The 22,312-nt window shown below is 54.9% G+C and carries 18 protein-coding genes; 3 read left to right on the top strand and 15 right to left on the bottom strand.

The features are described from left to right. Positions 1-32 precede the first annotated feature (32 nt). Positions 33-818, top strand: coding sequence for a flagellar motor protein (locus FPZ49_RS14300; RefSeq protein ID WP_144847764.1), 786 nt, complete (start codon positions 33-35; stop codon positions 816-818). Beyond that, entirely contained in the window at positions 796-1,587 is a 792-nt protein-coding gene (locus tag FPZ49_RS14295; RefSeq protein ID WP_261381411.1) for a flagellar motor protein MotB, read from the top strand. The genes FPZ49_RS14300 and FPZ49_RS14295 overlap by 23 nt, the downstream gene beginning before the upstream one ends. Positions 1,588-1,755: 168 nt before the next feature. Here the strand turns inward: FPZ49_RS14295 and FPZ49_RS14290 are convergent, their stop codons facing one another. From FPZ49_RS14290 to ftsE, 5 genes are all read right to left on the bottom strand, one after another. Continuing rightward, entirely contained in the window at positions 1,756-3,045 is a 1,290-nt protein-coding gene (locus tag FPZ49_RS14290; protein ID WP_144847760.1) for a PDZ domain-containing protein, read from the bottom strand. Between the two features lie 285 nt (positions 3,046-3,330). Continuing rightward, on the bottom strand, positions 3,331-4,782 hold the full coding sequence (locus FPZ49_RS14285; protein WP_144847758.1) for a S41 family peptidase: 1,452 nt from the start codon (positions 4,780-4,782) through the stop codon (positions 3,331-3,333). Positions 4,783-4,970: 188 nt separating this feature from the next. Further along, positions 4,971-6,206, bottom strand: a complete 1,236-nt coding sequence (locus FPZ49_RS14280; RefSeq protein ID WP_144847757.1) for a murein hydrolase activator EnvC family protein — start codon at positions 6,204-6,206, stop codon at positions 4,971-4,973. A gap of 60 nt (positions 6,207-6,266) precedes the next feature. Continuing rightward, positions 6,267-7,184: a permease-like cell division protein FtsX gene (gene ftsX / locus FPZ49_RS14275; RefSeq protein ID WP_144847755.1), complete on the bottom strand. Its 918-nt coding sequence runs from the start codon at positions 7,182-7,184 to the stop codon at positions 6,267-6,269. Next, entirely contained in the window at positions 7,174-7,860 is a 687-nt protein-coding gene (ftsE, locus tag FPZ49_RS14270; RefSeq protein WP_144847753.1) for a cell division ATP-binding protein FtsE, read from the bottom strand. The genes ftsX and ftsE overlap by 11 nt, the downstream gene beginning before the upstream one ends. A 209-nt stretch (positions 7,861-8,069) precedes the next feature. Between ftsE and FPZ49_RS14265 the strand changes: the two genes are divergently transcribed. Continuing rightward, complete coding sequence (locus tag FPZ49_RS14265) at positions 8,070-9,581, top strand: VanW family protein (RefSeq protein WP_144847751.1); 1,512 nt, start codon at positions 8,070-8,072, stop codon at positions 9,579-9,581. 70 nt (positions 9,582-9,651) lie between these two features. On the opposite strand, the gene argH is transcribed toward FPZ49_RS14265, so the two are convergent. The 10 genes from argH to prfB all read right to left on the bottom strand — a co-directional run bounded on the left by argH (position 9,652) and on the right by prfB (position 22,303). Next, the gene (argH, locus tag FPZ49_RS14260; protein WP_144847749.1) at positions 9,652-11,067 is read right to left on the bottom strand and encodes an argininosuccinate lyase; all 1,416 of its coding nucleotides are present in this window, start codon (positions 11,065-11,067) and stop codon (positions 9,652-9,654) included. Between the two features lie 114 nt (positions 11,068-11,181). After that, positions 11,182-12,411 (bottom strand): argininosuccinate synthase, encoded by a 1,230-nt coding sequence (locus tag FPZ49_RS14255; protein ID WP_144847747.1) that lies wholly within the window; start codon positions 12,409-12,411, stop codon positions 11,182-11,184. 76 nt (positions 12,412-12,487) lie between these two features. Beyond that, complete coding sequence (gene argF / locus FPZ49_RS14250; RefSeq protein WP_144847745.1) at positions 12,488-13,441, bottom strand: ornithine carbamoyltransferase; 954 nt, start codon at positions 13,439-13,441, stop codon at positions 12,488-12,490. 46 nt (positions 13,442-13,487) lie between these two features. Next, complete coding sequence (locus FPZ49_RS14245; protein WP_144847743.1) at positions 13,488-14,678, bottom strand: acetylornithine transaminase; 1,191 nt, start codon at positions 14,676-14,678, stop codon at positions 13,488-13,490. 51 nt (positions 14,679-14,729) lie between these two features. After that, positions 14,730-15,518 carry an acetylglutamate kinase gene (argB, locus tag FPZ49_RS14240; protein ID WP_144847742.1) on the bottom strand — a complete coding sequence of 263 codons (789 nt, stop codon included), beginning with the start codon at positions 15,516-15,518 and terminating at the stop codon, positions 14,730-14,732. 111 nt (positions 15,519-15,629) lie between these two features. Beyond that, positions 15,630-16,853, bottom strand: a complete 1,224-nt coding sequence (argJ, locus tag FPZ49_RS14235; RefSeq protein WP_144847741.1) for a bifunctional glutamate N-acetyltransferase/amino-acid acetyltransferase ArgJ — start codon at positions 16,851-16,853, stop codon at positions 15,630-15,632. Between the two features lie 20 nt (positions 16,854-16,873). Continuing rightward, entirely contained in the window at positions 16,874-17,923 is a 1,050-nt protein-coding gene (argC, locus tag FPZ49_RS14230) for an N-acetyl-gamma-glutamyl-phosphate reductase (RefSeq protein WP_144847740.1), read from the bottom strand. 187 nt (positions 17,924-18,110) lie between these two features. After that, positions 18,111-19,982 carry an FAD-dependent oxidoreductase gene (locus FPZ49_RS14225; RefSeq protein WP_144847739.1) on the bottom strand — a complete coding sequence of 624 codons (1,872 nt, stop codon included), beginning with the start codon at positions 19,980-19,982 and terminating at the stop codon, positions 18,111-18,113. Positions 19,983-20,086: 104 nt separating this feature from the next. After that, positions 20,087-21,013 (bottom strand): YitT family protein, encoded by a 927-nt coding sequence (locus tag FPZ49_RS14220; RefSeq protein ID WP_144847818.1) that lies wholly within the window; start codon positions 21,011-21,013, stop codon positions 20,087-20,089. Between the two features lie 170 nt (positions 21,014-21,183). After that, positions 21,184-22,303 (bottom strand): peptide chain release factor 2 gene (gene prfB / locus FPZ49_RS14215; RefSeq protein WP_144847738.1). Its coding sequence is split into 2 segments (ribosomal slippage): positions 21,184-22,230 and positions 22,232-22,303, totalling 1,119 coding nucleotides; the frame shifts between segments, so codons are not numbered across the junction. Positions 22,304-22,312: the final 9 nt, after the last annotated feature.

Here is a 22,312-nt window from a genome sequence, read left to right as displayed (position 1 = left end):
CTTAATTCAGTGAATTTAGGGGTGGAACGAACGTGGATTTAACTACGATTTTAGGGATTGTTCTAGGCTTAGCGGCATTAGTCGGGGGGTATATGTGGGACGGCGGTCACTTAGGTGCGCTTATCGTTCCCAGCGCGATGCTGATCGTATTCGGGGGGACGTTCGGTGCCGTTGCCGTCAGCTTTCCGATGTCCAGACTGAAGGAGCTGCCAAAGGCGTTTAGCATGGCGTTCAAGGAGACGCACAGAGATCCTGCCGCCATCATTGAAGAGGTTGTTGACATGGCTACCGTTGCTCGTCGGGAAGGCGTTCTCGCCTTGGAGCAGCGTGCGCAGGAGCACCCGAACCAGTTTTTGCGGGATGGCCTGATGATGGTCGTCGACGGAACCGACCCTGAACTCACGCGACAAATTCTAGAGCTTGAGATGGATGCAATCGAACACCACCATGAAGGATGGGCCAAGATTTTTGAAGCCGGCGGCGGCTTTGCACCGACGATGGGGATTATCGGTACCGTTATGGGCCTAATCCACGTTCTGGGCAACCTGTCCGATCCGAGCAGCCTAGGCCCGGCCATTGCCGTAGCGTTTACTGCCACATTGTATGGCGTCAGCTCGGCGAACGTGATCTATTTGCCGATTGCCAGCAAGATCAAGATTCGCAGCAAGGAGCAAATTTCCGAGATGGAGCTCATGCTCGAAGGCATTTTGGCGCTTCAAGCCGGTGAAAATCCGCAGCTGATTAAGAAGAAACTGAACTCCTTCCTCCATCAGGAGCAGAAAAAAGTTGAGGCGGGTGAAGCCGGTGGCGAGGAATAGGAAGAAGCAGGAAGCACCCGAAAATCACGAACGCTGGCTCATTACATACGCCGACTTGATTACCCTGCTGTTGATCTTCTTTGTCATCATGTACGCCATGAGTAAGATCGACATCCAGAAGTACGAGATCTTGTCGCAGGCTTTAAAGCTAGAATTTAAAAAAGCGGATACGATGATGCCTCAAGGCACTGGTGTGATGGGCGCGAATAACCCCTCCAAGGGCGGTTCGGATCCCGTGAAGAAACAGCAGGAAGAAAAAGAAAAGCAAGAAAAAGAAGATCGCGAGAAGAAAGAGCAGCAGCTTCAAGATCTTCTGCAAAAAGTTCAATCCTACATTGAACAGAACAACCTGCAGACGCAGGTTTCCGCTGCCGATACACCGCGCGGCGTAGCCGTTACCTTGAACGATCTGTTCCTATTCGATCTGGGGAAAGCCGATTTGAAGCCTGCAGCTTACCCGATCTTGAACCAGCTCGCCTCGTTGTTCCCGACGCTGGACGCCACGATTAGCATCGAGGGACACACGGATGACCTTCCGCTGTCTACCGGCTCCGCTTACAGAGACAACTGGGGCTTATCCCAGGCCCGTTCCCTATCCGTGCTGCGTTATTTTATCTATAATGCCCAGCAGGATGAGAAACGGTTTATCTCGACCTCGTATGCCGATACTAGGCCGGTTGTGGAGAACAACAGCGCGGAGAACCGAGCCAAGAACCGCCGCGTAGAGATTGTAGTGCTGCGGGAGAAGCTAGCCCCGGCCCAGCAATAAGAAAAGCTCCTGATCGGAGCCTATTCGAGGAAGTACATTCGTGCTTTAGCGGTAGCTTTTCTTGAAATACTAGACTTCTTGAGCTCCGCTCAAAACTTGGAAAGTCTAGTATTATAACAACAAAAGCCGCATTGCGTCCCCTTTAGGGGCGCAAGCGGCTTTTTTCTTTTACACCGATCGGGACTGCGACGATTCTTTGCTGAGCAATCCGACCAGCCTCCGGCTGAGATAGGCAAAAATCGGTCGCTGCTTCTCTTCCGCATAGTGCAACGCATCTTGATCCGGAGCCAAAATAATGCCGAGCTGATGATGCTCACCGGAGAACATCGCCCGCTTTAAAAACTTGCTTTCGCCGGCCAGATTCAAAATCTCCAGCCGGCAAAACGCCGAATTCACCTGCATCGCTTGATGCAGCTCCGACTTCGTTCGTACCAGCACGCCGTTCACCTTATGCACCGTTTCTCCAACCTGCATGCCGAGCTCCTCCGCCGGACTTCCAGGAAGCAACCCAAGAATCTTCAGCCCCCGGCTGCCGTGAACAAAGAGCGGTACGCGGTGCGTCTCTTCCCAGCGACTGTACCAGATGATCGCTTCGTGCAATAGAATGCAGAGCAAGCACGCAGGAAGCGTCAGCACCGGCCACAACGATGCCAGCGCAGCGAGACCTAGCATGATGCCTGCATAGAGCAGCAGCAGATTGGAGCTGATCCGAACCTTGTCCCGCGGCAGGCGCGAGATGGTCATCTCGGCGAAGCCGATCATGACGGGGAAGCCGACCAGCGCCCAGCCGTGCTGCCACAGGTCGCCGCCGAGCAGCGGGGTCCACGGCAGAGCCGGGCCTCCATTTTGCACCGGCACCAGCAGAAACAACGTCATCGGCCAAAAGCCCTGCAGGTGATAACCTCCGACAATTTTACCGCGCTTACTTCCAAAAAACATTGGCGTTCCGAAGCGAGCCCCTTGCCGACGCACAAACAGCGCTTCCACCAAATGAAGAATCGCAACGAGTGCAAGCATCGCCGGCATACTCAGCTGCATGAGCGGTCCAGTTAACCAAGCAATCGATGCCTCATCTCGCAGGACGCCAAACGCACCGACCACCGTCTGAAGCACTCCGATGATCCCAACAGCATACGCCCAGCATAGAAAGCGCACACGGAACAGGATCAGCACGAGCGAGATCACCCACAACAACGTAACCGCTTCCGGCTGCACCGTAGCTCCGACAACGGCCATCAACACGGAGGCGAATAATCCGCCGATCCAGCCCCACAGCACCGTTCTCCACGTTTCTGAGACTAAGGAATGCAGCTTCGTGGCAAACAGCTTACGCTCAAACGCAATCTGCCTGCGGTATTGCAGTACAATAAAGATCAGCCCTACATAGTAAAAAGGATGCAACACGAGCTGTAACAGGGCCTGCAGCCCTCGATACCCTACATCGGCAACCAGGTTCATAGCCTGCTCCTTTGAATGCGAAGATGGAAAGGAATAAGAAAAACTGTTAACGAAGTCCTTCAAGGATGAGCGACCGCGATTAAGCGGAAGTTTTTCTTGGTACAGAAAGCTCTCGTCCGTGCCTTAGCAGTTCACCGAACTTAAGTTTCTGTAACGATAAAAGAAAAGAAGGTCAAGCTTCCGAAACTCATCGGAGCCCGCCTTCTTTTAATATTTCGACGTGAGAGAATCTTTTCCTGCCTAACCCCTGAATTTCCCAGATATCCCCTAGGCATGAGGGTCATGTTACTTTTTCGCAATCGCATCCTGCACTTGTTGTACGGCCGCCTTCAGCTGTAGGTCATTTTTGGGATCGCGAATGGCTGCCAGAATCGCTTTCTCCAGCTTCGTAGCCGTCTCCGTATCCACCTCGCCCGTCACCGGCAAGCTGTTCATCCGCTGGAACGCCTTCACCGCCTGCGCGGTTTTATCGCTAAAGTACCCGTCCGTACGATCCGGGCTGAGTCCCAAACCTTGCAGCATAATCTGCAGGTTCTTCACATCGTCGCTCGTCGTATCCGGCTTCAAAGTCGCCTTCTTCGTCAGCGGAGCCGCTTTGAAGAAGCCCGGCTGGTCCACCGCCATATCAGGGGCGATGCCCTTCTTATGAATCCATGTGCCGGCTGGCGTCAGCCATTTGTAGACGGTCATCTTGATGTTGCTGCCGTCGCCCATTTCCTTCTCGAACGTGACTTGAACCGTCCCTTTTCCGAAGGAGTTCTCGCCGATCAGCTTGCTGCCCGCCGAATCATGCAGAGCCCCGGCCAAAATTTCCGACGCGCTGGCGCTGCCCTTGTTAATCAACACTGTCACCGGATACGGCTTGCCCGTCCCCTGCGATGGCGTTTCCTCGCGCTCGCCCTTGCGGTTCTCGATCTGGACGATTGCTTTGCCTTTCGGCACAAACGGCTCGACGATCTCTACAACGGCTGACAATAAGCCGCCTGGATCATTCCGCACATCAATGATCAAGCCTTTCATGCCTTTGTCTTCAAGGTTCTTTAGCTCATCCTTAAAGCGCTTGGCCGTGTTGCTGGAAAACTGGCGAATTTCGATCTTCCCGATGTTGTTCGGCAGCATCTCGGCAATGACCGTCTCCACATCGATATCGTCGCGCACGACGATCACTTGAATCGGCTCCGGCGTGCCGGCCCGGATGATTTCAATCTTGGCCTGGGTCCCTTTGGGACCTCGAATTTTCATAATCGCTTGGTTCAGCGTCAGCCCTTCCAGCTTCTCGCCGTTTACCGAGACGATGACGTCATTCGCATGCAGCCCTGCTTTCTCCGCCGGCGAGCCCTTGATCGGGGAGACGATCGTTACCTTCCCATCATCCGAGGAGGTGACTTCCGCTCCGATGCCTTGGAAGGAAGACGTGATGTTCTCGTCGAACTGCTTGGCTTCCTTCTGATCCATGTACACCGTGAACGGATCGTCCAGTGTCGAGAGCATGCCGTTAATCGCGCCATTCACGATTTTCTCATGGTCCACTTCGTTCAAAAACTTGCTCTCAATCAGCTGATACGTCGTGGCCAGCTTCGTGTAATCCTTGCTCGTCAGCCCCGATTTCACATCGGTGACGCCTTCTTTACCTGCGGCCGAGAACACCGACGGGTTCACAATCGTGAGGGTCATAATACTGCTGGCAAACATAGCTAAAAGAATAAATGCAATTACCGTACGTCCTTTGAACGTCATACCTCACTACACACCGCCTTTACCGTCGCAACTCGTTGACAACTGACATCGTGATTCCACGCTGTAACAGCTGCAACGTTACCCTATTAAGTACCACCCAATTTGATAACTTGTCTCTCTATAAAAAAGGAATCCAAAATCCATCTTATATAGTGTATGACAAGCCTTGGAAAATTATGAGCGGCGGTTTATTTAATCCCGATGTATGGCTTCGGATCGACCGGGTTTTCATTAATCCGTACTTCAAAATGAAGGTGATTTCCGGTGGCCCGTCCGGTCGCGCCTACCTCGGCGATCTTTTGTCCGCGTTTAACGGTATCGCCTTTGTCTACCACTATCCCGTCATTGCGAATATGACCGTAGAGCGTCCAAACGCCTTTGCCATGATCGATGATAACGCAGTTGCCGTATCCGCTCCACCAGGTCGCCAAGATGACGACGCCGTCCTCAGCCGCATAAATATCGGTACCCTGCGGAGATGGTAAATCCACACCCGTATGCCCGGCCTGCTTCCCTGTGAACGGATCTATCCGGACGCCGAAGTCAGAGGACTTGTTCACGACCCTCGGCAGCGGATAAGCGAACTTGCCTCCCGGGGTGTACGTGTAGGCCGGAGCCGGTGCCTTGCCGCTGCTTTGCTTGGCTGCTTCCGCCGCCTTCGCCTGCTGCAGCGCTAGCTGCTTGGTCGCCTCTTGACGCGCCACCTGCAGCATCTGCTTTTCCGCTTCCTCGGTGATCTCATCCAGCTCCTGCTCTTTTTTCGAGAGGCTGGCGATCTTCACTTCCTTCTCCTTCTCCTTGACGACCAGATCCGCCTTAATAGCCGCCGCCTGCGCGTAGAGATCCTTTACCTCCGCCAGCTGCTTCTCAATCGTCACCCGTTTGGCCGCCACCAAGTCCCGATCCCGCTTATTGGCTTCCAATATTTCTTTATCCTGATTCACAATCGACTTAAGCGCGTTCAGCCGGTCCAAAAAGTCGCTGAAGTTCGTCGAGCTGAGCAGCACATCCGCATAGGATACGACTCCGTTCATGTACATGAGCCGCAGACGGGATTTCAGCATCTGGTCCCGGGTTGTAATCCGCGCGCCCGCATCTTCCAGCTGCTTCGCATTGTCCTTGAGGGCATCGGAAACGGTAGCCGTCTGCTCGTTGAGCGAAACCAGCTTCTGATTCGTCGTATCAATTTGGCCTAAAATGGTGTTCAGATCCGTCGTGCTCTGTTGCTTCTCCTGCTGGACCTTGCCTTTTTCCTTCTCCGTGTCGGCAGCCTTTTGCTGAACGGCGGTTTTCGTTTTCTTGAGCTGATTCAGCTCTTGCTCGATCCGTTGGGATTCGGAGATCGCAAATCCGTATTGCGGCAGCAGTAATGTACCCAAGAGACCGGCAGCTGCAACTAGTGGCAGAAAAGATTTTTTCAACACCTGTTCCTCCCGTACTCGTCTTGTCCTACGGCTTTTTTCGCCAAAATTCGGGCTAACCTTCTATACACGTAAAAACTTGCGCACCGATAACGTACTACCCCAGATCCCGATCAACACGCCGATCCCGATCAATAGGCCTGCCACTTTCATGCTGATGTCGTCAAAAGGCAGCAGCTTAATGAGCAGCAAATTCAAATCGAGCTGCAGCGACCGCATCATCTGCCAATAGCCGTAGAGCAGCACGCCGGTAGGGATAATGGAGCCGATAATGCCCAGCAGCGCACCCTCGATAAAAAACGGCCAGCGAATAAACGAGTTCGTCGCTCCCACCAGCTTCATGATCGAAATCTCGCGACGCCTAGCGACAATCGTAATTTTGATCGTATTGGAAATCAGGAACATGGCGGTCAGCGCCAGGCCGGCGACGAGCACCAAACCGACGTTGCGCACGATCGTCGTCACTTTAAACATCGTTTCAACGGTGCCTTGCCCGTAGCTAACCCGGTAAATCGGCTTGGCCGGCTTGGTTGCGTTCAGATCCGAAATCTTCGCGGCAACCGACGCCACCTCGCGCGGCTCCGACACCTCGACGGTGAACGAATCGTTAAGCGGATTGTTGTCGCCGTCAAAGCCCTCGAGCAGCTGCTTGCCGCTTTCCCCAAGCTTCTCCCGCAGATACTTCAGTCCTTCTTCCTTCGATACGAAGCGTACCTTATCGACCTGCGGGATGGCACCAATCTCATTTTGGAGCTGCGTAATCTGGCTATCCGGGGTGTTTACCTCAAGGTATACTCGGATTTCCACCTGCTGCTCGATCTGCTCCGCCAAGTAATTCACGTTGAGCGTGAGCAGTAAAAACACACCTAATATAAATAGCGAGATGGAAATCGAGCTGATCGAGGCAAAGGACATCCAGCCGTTCCGAGCGACGTTCTTTGTCCCCTCCCGAAGGTGCCGTACGGCCGTTCTAATCTTCATAGCCGTATTCACCCCTCAGTTCATCCCGGACGATTCGGCCCGATTCAATCGCCAATACGCGCTTACGCATCGTGTTGACGATTTCCTTGTTATGCGTAGCCATGATAATCGTCGTTCCGCGGAAGTTGATCTCTTCCATCAGCTTCATAATGCCCCAGGACGTCTCGGGGTCGAGGTTTCCGGTCGGTTCGTCGGCGACGATGACAGACGGATTGTTCACGATCGCTCTGGCGATGGCTACCCGCTGCTGCTCTCCCCCGGACAGCTGCGTTGGAAGCGAATTCAACTTGTCCTTCAGCTTCACGAGCTCCAGAACCTCCATTGCGCGCTTGCGGATGATCTTCTTCGGCGCCTCGATGACCTCCATGGCAAAAGCGACATTCTCAAACACCGTCAGCTTCGGGAGCAAACGGTAGTCTTGAAAGATGACGCCGATATTCCGGCGGACATAAGGGATTTTGCGCTGCTTGAGCTTCTCTAGGTTAAACCCGTTGACGAAAATCGTCCCTTTGGTCGGTCGTTCTTCTCTATAGATCAATTTCATGAATGTCGATTTACCGGCGCCCGAGGGGCCCACGACGTAGACGAATTCGTTACGGTCCACTTGAACATTGATGCCTTTGAGAGCGTGGCTTCCGTCTGGGTACGTTTTCCACACGTCTTTCATTTCAATCACGGTATCACATCCTGAAAGTTTTGCGGGTTGCCCCAGCCTTTATAAGTTCGACACAAAAACGCAAAATCCTTTGTGCAATTGTGAATTTCTACACTTTGTCACAGGTGTTACGACATCGTTTTCACACAGGTGTTTGGAAAGTTTCGAAGCTTGGCCGCATATACATCGTAGTGTACGAGCTTGAGCTAAATCCCAAAGGAGAACCTGTCATGGCACACATTCCCCCCCGCGTTTGGTGGTTGGTGGTTGGTTCACTCCTCATCACCCTGTCGGCGTTCATTACGATAGCCGTTTACGGATCGCTTCCTACCCTTCCCGCGCACGTGACCATTGGAGATTGGTCGGTGGGAGGCATGCCTGCTGCGGAGCTGGAGCGACAATTGCAGGAAAAGAAAGCTAGGCTGATGGGGCAGCCCATTCGGTTAATGGTCAGCGGCGGCATTACGGCCGATTTGACGCTGGAGCAGCTGGGATTGCAAGTGGACGAGCAGGAGATTAAGGCACGCCTGCGGCCGCTTCGGGAGGGCTCCATGTTTCAAAAAGCGCTCTACAAGTGGCACACTCGAGGCGCTGCTTGGACACTGCCCCGGTCGATGGCGGGAGAACCGCTGACGGCCAAGCTGAAGCAGGTGTTCCCCCAGGTCTACGCACGGCAGCCGGTCAATGCGCAGAGGGTCGTTCAAGCGGATGATACGATTCGGTATGTTCCGGAGAGTCGCGTGGAAAAAGTGGACGAGGAGAAGCTCGCCAGCGCGCTGAACGCCCTCCTGCCAACTTGGGGATCGGCCAACTGGGCCGGCAGCAGCTTGCTAGAGCATCCGTCGCGGCAGCCCGCTACTACCAAGAATCCGCTGCCGATCAACGTGCCGATGAAAACCATTGAACCGAAAATTACTGTTGCTTCCCTTCAATTACAGGGCATTACGCGTAAAATTAGCGAGTTCACCACCAATTACCCGCCTCCTCCTTCGAAAAACGTCAGCACCGAGGGCCGGATTTACAACGTGTGCTCGACCGCCGCCTCGATTCAAGATGTCGTGCTAAAGCCAGGGGAAGTGTTCGATTACGCGCCGTATATCGAGCAAACGAGCAAAAATTTCGGGTTCAAAGAAGCGCCCGTCATTCTCAACGGCAAGCTGGTTCCGGGCATCGGCGGCGGGATCTGCCAAGTATCGTCTACATTGTACAATGCCGTGCTTCGCGCTGGGCTTGAAATCGTCGAGCGGCGCAATCACTCGCTGCCGATCAGCTATGTACCGCTGGGGCAGGACGCTACCTTTGCCACCGGCTATATCAACTTCAAGTTCCGCAACAGCTCCCAGCACTCGCTTTTGATTCGCACCGAAGCCACCGACCGAAGCCTTACCGTCAAGCTATTCGGTCAAACGCCGCCGGAGCTGACCTACGATATCGAGTCGAAAACGATCGAAACGCTACAGCCTCCGGTCAAATACGTGCTCAACCCAACGCTGCCCAGCGGTAAACAGGAGGTCGTCACACCGGGGAAGCCCGGCTATATCGTGGAGACGTACCGCTATAAAAAACAAAACGGCGTGGTGGTCTCGCAAGAGAAAATTTCGCGCGACACCTATTCCGCCCAGCCGACCTTGATCGCCTCCAACAGCGGCTCCTCCGGCATTGATCGTGCCGCCCCCGGTCCTGGAGGGGAAACACCGCAGCCGCTGATCGAGGATGGGGTTAAGGGGCCGAATTTCCGGTAACGCAGGGTGAAAATGCAAAAAAACGCGGCCTCGGGGCCGCGTTTCGTTTTTCCGTTTATGGGAGCTCGACTTATCTGCTTTTCGCGAAGTACTCATCGAACCAGGCATTCGACTTGCTCAGGACGGCCTCGGCACGCTCAATTGCACCACTCACTTGGTTGCCGGCGGTTCCGCCGTACACGTTGCGAGCGTTCACCACTTGCTCCGGCTGGAGCACCGCGTAGATGTCTTGATCGAACAGCTTGGAGAACTCGTGGAATTCGTCCAGCTTCAGGTCGAGCAGGAATTTTTGATTTTGAATGCAGTAGAGCACGGTCTTTCCGATGACTTCATGCGCTTGGCGGAACGGCATTCCCTTGTTGACCAGGTAATCCGCGATGTCCGTTGCGTTCGAAAAGTCTTGGTTCACCGCTTGGCGCATCCGGTCTTTGTTGACCTTCATCGTGCTGATCATCGGAGCGAACAATTGCAGTGCGCCCTGCAGCGTACGGACCGTGTCGAACATGCCTTCCTTGTCTTCCTGCATGTCCTTGTTGTACGCGAGCGGCAGCGACTTCAGCACGGTCAACAGACCGAACAGGTTGCCGTAAACGCGGCCGGTTTTGCCTCGTACAAGCTCTGCCACGTCCGGATTTTTCTTCTGCGGCATGATGCTGCTGCCCGTGCAGAATGCATCGTCCAGCTCAATGAAGCGGAATTCAGTGCTGGACCACAGCACGAACTCCTCGCATAGGCGGGACAGGTGCATCATGATCATCGCCCCGTTCGAGAGGAACTCGAGGATGAAGTCACGGTCGCTGACCGCATCGAGGGAGTTCTCGTACACGCCGTCGAAGCCAAGCTGCTGCGCCACGAAGTGACGGTCGATCGGGAACGTCGTTCCCGCCAGCGCCCCTGCGCCGAGCGGCAGCACGTTCACGCGCTTGTAGCTGTCCTGCAGACGCTCGATATCGCGCTGGAACATCGACACGTACGCCATTAGATGATGGGCGAACAAGATTGGCTGTGCCCGCTGCAGATGGGTGTAGCCCGGCACGATCGTATCGAGGTTGGCCTTCGCCTGCTCGATCAGCGCCTCTTGCACTTTATTCAGCAGGCCGACGAATTCGATCACGCGCTTGCGCAGCCACAGGTGCATGTCCGTAGCGACTTGGTCGTTCCGGCTGCGCCCGGTGTGCAGCTTGCCGCCGACCGGACCGACTTCGTCGATCAACGCCTTCTCGATGTTCATGTGAATGTCCTCGTCGCTGACGGAATACTCCAGCTCGCCGCGTCGGATCATTCCCTGCACCTTATGCAGGCCATCCTTGATCTTCTCTACATCGTCCAGCGGGAGAATGCCGCATTTGCCCAGCATCGTGACATGCGCGAGCGACCCTTGAATATCTTCCTCCGCCAGCTCTTTATCAAACAGGATCGATGCCGTATACTCCTCTACCAGCTGATCCGTTTTCTTCGTAAATCGTCCACCCCAAAGCTTTGACACGTCGATGTCCCCTTTCTCCTGCTTACATAAGCTTAGGGCTTCCCTCCCTGTAGGGAAAAGGGAAACCCTAAGCTATAATCGTTAAGTATGGTCTACCTCGTAACGCTCGATCAATTACTTCTGATGTACGCCAGCCGCTACACGCAAACGCAGTGCATTTAAGCGGATAAAGCCTGTCGCATCGCCTTGATCGTACGCTTTCGTAGGGTCCGCTTCCATCGTCGCAATGTTCGGGTTGTACAAGCTCACTGGGCTCTTCACGCCGGCAGCGATCACGTTGCCTTTGTACAGCTTCAGGCGGACGACGCCGCTGACCGTTTTCTGGCTCTCGGTGACGAGCGCTTGCAGAGCGAGACGCTCTGGAGCGAACCAGAAGCCGTTATAAACGAGCGAAGCGTATTTTGAAATAAGCGAGTCACGCAGATGCATAACCTCGCGGTCCATCGTCAAGGATTCCATTTTGCGGTGCGCGGTGAACAAGATAGCGCCGCCTGGTGTTTCATATACGCCACGGCTCTTCATGCCGACGAAGCGATTCTCTACCATGTCAACGCGACCTACTCCGTGCTTGCCGCCCAGCTCGTTCAGCTTCTCCATGATGTGCAGCGGAATCATGCGCTCGCCGTTGACCGCTACGCAGTTCCCTTGCTCGAATTCCAGCTCGATGTACTCCGCTTGATCCGGAGCATCTTCTGGATCTGCGCTCAAAAGGAACATATCTTTGTTCTCTGGTGCGCTCGCATCGAACCATGGATCTTCCAGTACGCCGCTCTCGTAGCTGATGTGCAGCAGGTTACGGTCCATCGAGTACGGCTTGGATGCCGATGCCGTGACCGGAATGCCGTGCTTCTCAGCGTAAGCGATCATTTCCGCACGTCCCGGGAACTGCTCACGGAACTGCTCCAAACGCCAAGGCGCGATCACTTCGATGTCCGGCGTCAGAGCCGCGGCCGTCAGCTCGAAGCGCACTTGGTCGTTCCCTTTGCCGGTCGCGCCATGAGCGATCGCTGTAGCGCCTTCTGCGCGCGCAATTTCCACCATGCGCTTCGCGATCAAAGGACGCGCAATGCTCGTGCCGAGCAGGTATTGGCCTTCATACAGCGCGCCCGCTTGGAACATCGGATTGATGAAGTCGCGAGCGAATTCTTCGCGCAGGTCATCGATGTACACTTTGGATGCGCCGGTGTTCAACGCTTTTTCCTCCAGGCCATCCAGCTCTTCCTTTTGCCCGATATCCGCCGTAAAAGCAATAATCTCAGCGTCGTAAGTTTCCTTCAACCATTTCAAAATAATCGACGTATCCAAACCGCCGGAATAGGCCAGAACGATCTTTTGCTTTGCCATCGTAAATGTACTCTCCTTTATAGATCAAGGTTTCTCCCGCCCCGAAGGGCAGCCCATTAGATTTGTTATGCTAAAATTACATAATCGCAGCCATGATCGCTTTTTGCGCGTGCAGACGATTTTCCGCCTGATCGAAAATCACCGAGTTTTTGCCGTCAATGACGCTCTCCGACACTTCTTCCCCGCGGTGCGCAGGCAGACAGTGCATGAAAAGGTAATCCTTTTTCGCCCATTGGACGAGCTCGTCGTTCACTTGATAGTCCTTGAACGCGATCTCCCGCTCCTTCTGCTCTTCCTCAAAGCCCATCGACGCCCAAACGTCTGTGTACACGACATCAGCGTTCAGAATCGCTTCCTTCGGATCGGTGCTGACAAAAACGCTGCCGCCAGTTTGAGCCGCGGCTTCTTTGCACAGCTGCACCACTCCGCTGTCCGGCTGGTAGTTCGCAGGCGACGCCACGGCAAAATGCATCCCCAGCTTCGCCGCGCCCATCATGAGCGAATGCACCATGTTGTTACCGTCTCCGATGTAAGCTACTTTGAGCCCTTGCAGACGGCCTTTCTTCTCCAGCACCGTCTGATAGTCTGCGAGCGCCTGACATGGGTGGGACAAATCCGTCAGCCCATTGATGACCGGGATCGTCGCGTTGCGAGCCAGTTCAATGACGGTCCGGTGAGCGTACGTACGGATCATAATGCCGTCCAGATAGCGCGACAGCGTCTGCGCCGTATCGTGGATCGTCTCGCCGCGGCCGATCTGCAGGTCGTTCCGGCTTAAGAAAAGCGCTTGCCCGCCGAGCTGATACATCCCCACTTCAAACGATACACGAGTCCGCGTGGACGATTTTTCAAAAATCATCCCCAGCGTCTTGCCTTTCAGAGGGTGGTAAATCTCGCCCGCCTTCTGCTTCTTCTTCAAATCGATCGCCAGATCGATCAAATATTGAATCTCCTCCGGGGAGTAATCGACTAAGCCGATAAAATCGCGCCCTTTGAGCTGTACTGCCAGCTCTTGTGCTGCTCCTGCCATGAATGCATCTCCTTCCTTATGTGAACAAAATGACTCCGTTCTTGCTTTAAACCGTAGCTGCTGCTTTTTGCGCTAGCACCGTGCAGACCGTCTCCAGCCCGCGATCCAGCTCTTCCTTCGAGATCAGCAAGCTTGGCGCTAAACGGATCACGTTCGGGCCCGCCGAAACGACCAATACGCCCTGCTCATGAATGGTACTGATCAGGTCTGCGGACGGCTGATTCAGCCCAATGCCGATGAGCAGCCCGAGGCCGCGAATTTGCTCCACCAGCGGGTTTCCTGCCAGCTTCGCCTTCAGCTCGCTGACGATATACTCGCCTAGCTCCGCCGCACGCTCCGGCAGCTTCTCTTCGAGCAGCGTCTCGACCGTCGCGATCCCTGCCGCCGTCGACAAGTAGTTGCCGCCGAACGTCGAGCCGTGGCTCCCCGCCGAGAACGCCTGGCGCAGCTTCTCTTTGCCGAGCATCGCACCGATCGGCATCCCGCTTCCGAGACCCTTAGCGAGCGTGAACACATCCGGCTCGATGCCGTAGTGCTCGTAGGCGAACATTTTGCCTGTACGGCCCATGCCCGTCTGGATCTCATCCACGATGAGGAGCAGTCCGTGCTGCTGACACAGCTCAGCTACACGCTTCACGAACGCTTGATCCGCCGGATTGACGCCGCCTTCGCCCTGCACCATCTCCAGCATAATTGCGCATGTTTTCTCGCTGATTAGCTTCTCCGTCGCTTCCGCGTCGTTGTATGGCGCATAGATGAAGCCTTCCGGCAGTGGAGAGAAGCCTTCCTTCACCTTATCCTGTCCAGTTGCTGTCAGCGTAGCCAAAGTCCGGCCGTGGAACGACATGTGGTAGGTAATGATCTCATAGCGCTCGGGCTGGCCAACCACCTTCTGAAAATAACGCCGTGCAATCTTGATCGCCGCTTCGTTCGCTTCCGCACCGCTGTTGCAGAAAAAAACCGCATCCGCACAGCTGTTATCTACCAGAAGCTGAGCCAGCTGATCCTGATTCGGAATGTGGAACAGGTTGCTCGTGTGCCAGAGCGTATCCACCTGCTGCTTCAGGCGCTCGGTCACCTGCTTCGGGGCGTGCCCCAGATTCGTAACGGCCAGGCCGCACATCAGGTCCAGGTACTCTTTGCCGTTCTCGTCCCACAAGCGGCTGCCTTCCCCTTTCACAAACGTTAAAGGATACCGTCCGTAGTTCGGAAACAGTGCGTTTTGAGCCTCTCCCATGCCGTTCACTCCTTTGGCTGATTTATTTATTGAAAAATATGATTTCCTTTGTTATCTAACGATCCGTGTGCCAATGCCGCCTTCTTTGAGCGCTTTGCTGAGCACTTGCGGTACCGAGCCGTCGACAATGACAACCTCGCGCACCTGGCCCTGAATGCACTGCACGGCTGCGCGTACCTTCGGGATCATACCGCCGTAAATTTCGCCGCTCGCGATCATATCGTCGATCTCCTGCACCGTAACCGAAGGCAGTACACGCTTCTCGCCGTCAACCGTCTTCAAGATGCCCGGTACGTCCGTCACCACAATCATTCGCTCCACGCCCAAGTGGGATGCCACCGCACCCGCCGCCGTGTCCGCGTTGATGTTGTAGCGCTGCCCGCCGTCGGCTCCAATACCGACCGGCGCAATTACCGGCATGTAGCCCATGCCGACGACGCCTTGGATCAGCTGAGCGTTGACATCCGTCACATCTCCGACCAAGCCGACTTCCGCGCTGTTAGCCACCGGCTTCGCTTGAATCAAATGGCCGTCCACACCGGATAATCCGAGTGCCTTCGCACCGGACAGCTGGATTTTGCGGACGATTTCTTTGTTGATCTGGCCCGCCAGCACCATCTCCACGACGTCCAGCACCGCTTCGTTCGTTTTGCGCAGCCCGTTCACGAACTCCGTCTCAATGCCAAGCTTACCCAGCGTATCCGAGATTGCCGGACCGCCGCCATGGACGATGACCGGAATGATGCCTTCCTCTTGAAGCTGCTTCAAATCCTCGAAAAAGACGTCCGGCAGCGCCGCCAGCGTGCTCCCGCCGCATTTCATTACAAAACAGTTGCTCATCCGTCCGTTTCCCCTTTTTGAAAAAGATCCCTTAAACCTGAGAGACTTTGAGCTCCGCTCAAAGATCCCCTAAAGCAGAGAGACTTTGAGCTCCGCTCAAAGATCCCTATATTATGTCCGATACGCCGCATTAATGCGTACGTAATCATACGTCAAGTCGCAGCCCCAAGCCGTTGCGCTCGCTTCACCCATGTTTAAGTTCACATGAATAAGCACGAAGTCGCCCTTCAAGTACTCCAGTGCCTGCTCCTCATCGAACACCACCGGACGCGATTGCTCCAGCACCACGATATCGCCTAGGCGAATATCCACCGTTTCAGTATTCACTGGCTGGCCCGCACGCCCTACAGCGGCGATAATCCGGCCCCAGTTCGCATCAGCGCCGAAGCAAGCCGACTTCACGAGGCTCGAGCCGATGACGGTTTTCGCAATTGCGCGCGCCGCATCCCGCGATGCCGCTCCCGCTACCGTGACCTCGATCAGCTTCGTCGCCCCTTCGCCGTCTCGCGCGATCGCCTTGGCCAAGTACTCGCCTACGTGGTTGAAGCCCGCTGCGAAGGCCGCCCAGTCCGGATGCTCCGGCGTCAACCGGTCGCCTTCAACCAGCCCGCTCGCCATCGCAACGACCATATCGTTCGTGCTCGTATCGCCATCCACGGTAATCATGTTGAATGTCGAATCCGTCACGTCGTTTAGCAGCTTTTGCAGCATAGCGCTCTCGATGTTGGCATCCGTCGTGATGAAGCCCAGCATCGTGGCCATGTTTGGATGAATCATCCCCGAGCCCTTCGCAGCTCCCGCAATATGTACCGTTCGTCCGCCAACCGTCAGGCGTACACAGATCTCTTTCTTAACCAGGTCCGTCGTCAAAATCGCCTGGCAAAAATCGTCCCCGCCGTCTACCTTCACCACCGACGGCAGCTTCTCGATGCCGCTCGTCACCTTAGGCATCGGCAGCAGCTGTCCGATCACGCCCGTAGACGTGACGCCGACCAAATGATCCGCCACGCCGAAGGCGCGGGCAGCTGCCGAACGCATCGCGCGGGCATCGTCCTCGCCCTGCTTGCCTGTGCAAGCGTTGGCGTTGCCGCTGTTAACCAGCATCACCTGCAGCTGGCCTCCTGCTCCAATGCTCTCCTGCGTCACCAAAAGAGGCGCCGCCTGGAACTGGTTGAGCGTGTATACGCCCGCCGCCTGAGCAGGTACATCGCAGACAATCACGCCAAGGTCATGGCGCTCGGTTTTCTTCAAACCGCAGTGCAGCCCGCCTGCCCGAAAGCCCTTCGGAGTCGTTACCGATCCTTCCGGCACAACAACAAAATCATTCACAGCCATGCTCTCCACTCCCTTATGCCTTATGGGTATACCGGGGTGAATGCAAGACCTGTCGCTTCATCCCAGCCCATCAGTAGGTTCAAGTTTTGCACCGCCTGACCGGCAGCGCCTTTCACTACATTGTCAATAACCGAAATCACGGTTAAACGTCCCGTGCGCGGATCAAGCGACATCCCGATATCGCAGTAATTCGAGCCTGTTACTTCCTTCGTCGCCGGATATTTTCCTTGCTCACGAATCCGCACAAAACGGCGGCCCTCATAGTAGCTGCGATACAGCTCACGAATCTCGTCCTCACTGCGTGTCGCATTCAAATTCACATAGATCGTGGACAAAATACCGCGCGTCATCGGCACCAAGTGCGTCGTGAACGTCATGACCACTTCTTCCCCAGCCAAACGCCCGAGCACCTGCTCAATTTCCGGCGTATGCTGGTGTTTGTTCACTTTGTACGCCAGGAAGTTTTCATTGATTTCGGAGAAATGCGACGACAGACTCAGACCCCGTCCCGCTCCTGAAACCCCGGATTTTGCGTCGACAATAATGGATTTCAAATCAATCCAGCCCTTAGCCGCCAGCGGTGCCAAGCCGAGCAGTGTAGCCGTCGGGAAGCAGCCGGGATTGGAAATAAACTCGGCGCCCCGCACTTCTTCTCCGAATACTTCGCAAAGCCCGTAAACCGCCTTCTCCACATAGGCCGGATCGGCCGGCTTGTGCTTATACCACTTCTCGTACACCTCGCCCGACGTCAAACGGAAGTCGCCCGAGATATCGATCACCTTCATGCCCGCATCCAAAAATTTTGGAGCCAGCTCTGCAGCCACTCCGTGCGGAGTAGCGAGAAATACGACGTCCGCTTTCCCGCGGATCAGCTCGACATCGACCGCATCCAGCGTGTCGGTCATAATTTGATTCAAATGCGGGAACCCATCCGCAATCGGCGCTCCCGCGCTCGAGGATGAAATCACCGATGTAATAGCCACATTCGGGTGTGTAAGCAAAAGCCGAATCAGCTCCACCCCGCCGTATCCCGTTGATCCGACAATCGCTGCTCTTAATTTCGTAGACATATCCTGTTCCCTCCTAAACGTTTGGCCGCCTCGCAGCACCTGATGTGCTCTCACCAGGAGAGCCTGCAACGATGCATACGCCCCTGAAAACTATGTATTATTATACATCCGAAGGTATAATAATACAATGCGTTTTTACCTAAAAATTCGTCATTTTCATGAATGAAGGTAGCCTACATCCTTTGCCTTACAGCTCGTCCGACGCCCGCTCCAGCTTAGCCACCATCCGCGCGGAGTCCCAGTCCAGACGGTATCCCAGCAGCTTCGCCGCCTCCCCCATATCCACCAGGGCAAAATTATTCAATACATGCACCGGCAGCCAGGTCGCATACTCCACCTGCGGATTTTGGGCGAGGGAATAGGTTACCCTCTTGCTATCCACATCGTATCTCACCTGCACAGCCCCAAGCAAACGAAACGTTTCCTGCAGCGGCGCCCATGGCCTATCCTCAATGGCAAGCGGCTTTAGCCCCCCGGTGTACCGCACTTCGGTCCCGTTCAAGGATACTTGCATAAACGGCAAATGCCTTGCCGCCACTCCTTCTCCCAGCAGTGTCAGCTTGCCCTCGTCCAGCTGCTTTTTTTGCTCCTCGGTGAGGTGGCTGATCTTATTCTTAGCCTCCACCGGTGCCACTTGGATCCGGTACTTTTTATTCAAGTCCGCTTGAAACGCGGTCATCTCCGCCTTGGTTACCGTCTTCAGGCTTCGGCCCTTCATCCGCCCCAGCAGCACCCCGATCGATTCTGCCGCCAGCGCGCCATTCGGTTGAATGCGTGTGCTGCCGTAAGCCACGACCGTGGAGCCAACCATTTTTCCGGCCGTAATGACATTGTCATAGCCTCGGATCAAATAGCTGCGCAGCGGCATTCCGTATTGGTCCGGCTTACCGATGGCGAACCCCTCCCGGTTTGAACGAGAGCCTTGGATGTCCATAAAATACCCGCCGATGCTCACATTGTCCCAGAACATCCGCCCGCTCATCAAATCCGACGCCTGCAGCACATACTCCGTGGGGTAGTGGTAATACTCCCGAATATATAGCTCTTGTGGCTCTCCATTCAGCTCCGCATTCTCGTACCCGGCCAAGTGCTTGCGTAAATGCGCCAGTATGCTCGGCATCTCCTCTCTAGCCGCTTGCTTTCCCCGCTCTACCGTCTCCGGCCTGCTCGGATCGACATCATAAACCTGCAGCGCATTGATGATGACCTCGCCATTGCCTTGGTTCAAAATATTCAATCCACGCAAATTCAACATGTCCGGATGCTGCAGCTTGTACTTCCCGACAATCGGCGGGAACCCGTAAGCAATATTTGAATCTACATACGTATCTGGTCCGTACAGGCTCGAGCGCTCCATTTTATCCAGCTTCCAAAAGCGGCTGTAGAATGTATGCCAATCTACGCCTTTGAATTTCATCATATAGGTGGCGCTCATAAATTCCCGGTTTCCGGTTCCTGTTCCGTACAATGACTCCAGACCGGGAAGCGGTTGCAAGTTAAGTTTACGGAGCAGCGCCGCTTGATCAGAATTATCGACCACATAGGTAGGATAAACCCAATCCTGTTTTCCATCCTTCCCGTACTGCAGCGCTGTAACTTTGCCGTCTGTTACGACGACGTCTTCAAGGCTGACGCCTTTTTCTAGTGGGATACCCTGAACGAGCCGGTGAAAATATGCGGCAAACTGCGCCTTGTTCCGCACCTGTCCCTCCTCATAAAGATGGAACAGCTCCTTCATGCCGCCTTGTACCAGGGAATCTCCTTGATCATTGTAAACGCCGTCCAAATAGAGCATTTCCCCTTGCAGCAATTGCCCGCCTAGCCGGCTTCGCGGCTCCAGGATCAGCACCTTTAGCCCTTCCTGCTTGGCGCGGCGTGCCAGGTACATGCCCTCCAGCTCGGTGCCGATCACCACCACGTCCACCTGCTTGGAAAACGGATTGCGGAACACGAAGCTTCCATCGCTATCCCTTGCAGTCATGCCAAGCATACAGCCTATGCCTACGGCTCCCATCAACACGATGCCTATCGCCGCCAGCACCCAACGCTTTTTGCCCATGCCGCACAACCGCCTCCGATCCGCCCAATGCTCTTACGACCCCATCGTACCGAAATTTGAAAACGAATTCAATCATCTTTTTCCCGCTTCCGCTCGGCTGCGCCTTATGGATTCATCCCCGTACTAGGAAGCTTAAAGCCCTCTCCCAGCACTTCGTTCGTATCGCTCAAAATGACAAACGCCCCCGGATCAATGCTGCGCACTAGCTCCTTCAACCGACTGACCTCGGTCTGTCCCACCACGACCATCAGTACGGTACGATCCTCTCCCGTGTAGCCTCCCGTTGCCTGCATTTTGGTCAGCCCGCGGTCCAGATCATGCAGAATCGCCTGCCGAATCGGTTCCGACGCTTCCGAGATGATAAATGCCACCTTCGAATAGCTGAGTCCTACTTGTACCACATTGATCGTTTTGCTTGTAACGAACAGCCCAATCAGCGCATACAGCGCCTTCTCCGGAGTGAACACGAACCCCGCCGAAACGATGACCGTTCCGTCCAGGAGCGCTACGCACAGCCCCAGCCCAATACCTGTATACTTATGTAATAATTGCGCCGCCAAATCCAGGCCCCCGGTCGATCCCCGTCCTCGAAACACGAGCCCGAGCCCCAGGCCAACTAAGATACCGCCATAGATGCTCGCCAGCAGTACATTGTCTGTAATTGCCGGCACATGACGCGTAACTAGAACGAGCAGCGGCAGAATGACCGAGCCAACAGCCGTCTTCACTCCAAAATGTCCCCCGAGCAGCAGCGTGCCTAAGATGAAGAGCGGAATATTCAGCGCCCACTGCGTGATCGCCGGCTCGATCCCCGTCAAGTAATTGATAATGATGCTGATCCCCGACACGCCTCCGGAGGCCACTTGATTCGGGACAAAAAACATATTAAAGCTCACCGCAATAATCAGCGATCCGATCACCAGCAGCGCATATTCCTTCCAAAGCCTATTTCCAGCGCCCGCCGAGCGTCTTCCTCCCCTTCGTCTCTTTTCCCCTAATGCCCTCTCTATTTGCTCCTTCGTGCTCTTCATACCAGTCTCATCCTCTCCCGGACGTACAAAAAATCCTACACTCCCGTCACGCTCGACATGCCGGGCAAGGACAACGACGATCGCGTCGTACCCTTGCGGCTGGAGCGTATACTTCAAGTGTAGGATGATCTTATCCCTTGGTTTTTATAAATTCTGGGTCATTAAAACACTTACGCTTCTTTTTCCGGCTTCGTGATCTGCTTGCGCAAGTATGCATCGATGAACGCATCCAAATCGCCGTCCATGACCGCCCCAATGTTCCCTGTTTCCTCCAGTGTCCGGTGATCCTTCACCATGCTGTACGGATGGAATACGTAGGAACGAATCTGGCTTCCCCAGGCAATGTCCGCCACTTCGCCGCGGATTTCCGCCAGCTGCTTTTGCTGCTCTTCGATTTTTTTCTCGTAGAGCTTGGAGCGCAGCATTTTCATACAGCGTTCGCGGTTCTTAATCTGGGAGCGTTCGGTCTGGCAGCTCACCACCACACCGGTAGGAATATGGGTCATCCGCACGGCAGAGTCCGTCGTATTGATATGCTGACCTCCGGCACCGCTGGCACGATACACATCGACCTTTAGATCCTCGGTACGAATCTCGATTTCCACATCGTCGTCGATCTCCGGCATAATATCGCACGAGACGAATGACGTATGCCTGCGGCCCGAAGCGTCGAATGGGGAGATCCGCACCAGCCGGTGCACACCCTTCTCCGCTTTCAAATACCCGTATGCATTATACCCTTTAATGAGCAGCGTCACGCTCTTCACCCCGGCTTCGTCACCCGGCAAATAGTCGAGCACCTCCACCTTGAAGTCACGCTTTTCCGCCCAGCGGCGGTACATGCGCAGCAGCATCTCGGCCCAGTCTTGCGACTCCGTGCCGCCCGCTCCCGGATGCAGCTCCAAAATCGCATCCATCTTATCATAAGGCTGATTGAGCAAGAGCTGCAGCTCAAAATCCTCGAGCTTCTTCACCAGCGCGGCAATCCCGGCCGTAATGTCCGCCGCCATGCTGTCATCCTGCTCCTCCACCATCAGCTCCACCATCAGCTCCAGGTCCTCGAACTCGGTCACCAGCGCTTGGATTTGATCCACGCTGCCTTTGACACCATTCATCTCCGCAATCAGCTTCTGCGCTTTCTCATTGTCGTCCCAGAAATCCGGCGCCGACATCTTCTCTTCATAATCGGCAATCTGCTCGAGCTTCAGATCTAAGTCAAAGAGACCCCCTGAGCTCAGCCAATCGCTTGGCCGTTTCTTGCAAATCCCGCTTTACATCCGCCTCTAACATGTCGCAGCA

Source organism: Paenibacillus cremeus, from assembly GCF_007786445.1.
In the GTDB taxonomy this organism is placed as follows: Bacteria; Bacillota; Bacilli; order Paenibacillales; family NBRC-103111; genus Paenibacillus_G; species Paenibacillus_G cremeus.
This window is presented reverse-complemented; position numbering and strand designations above follow the sequence as displayed.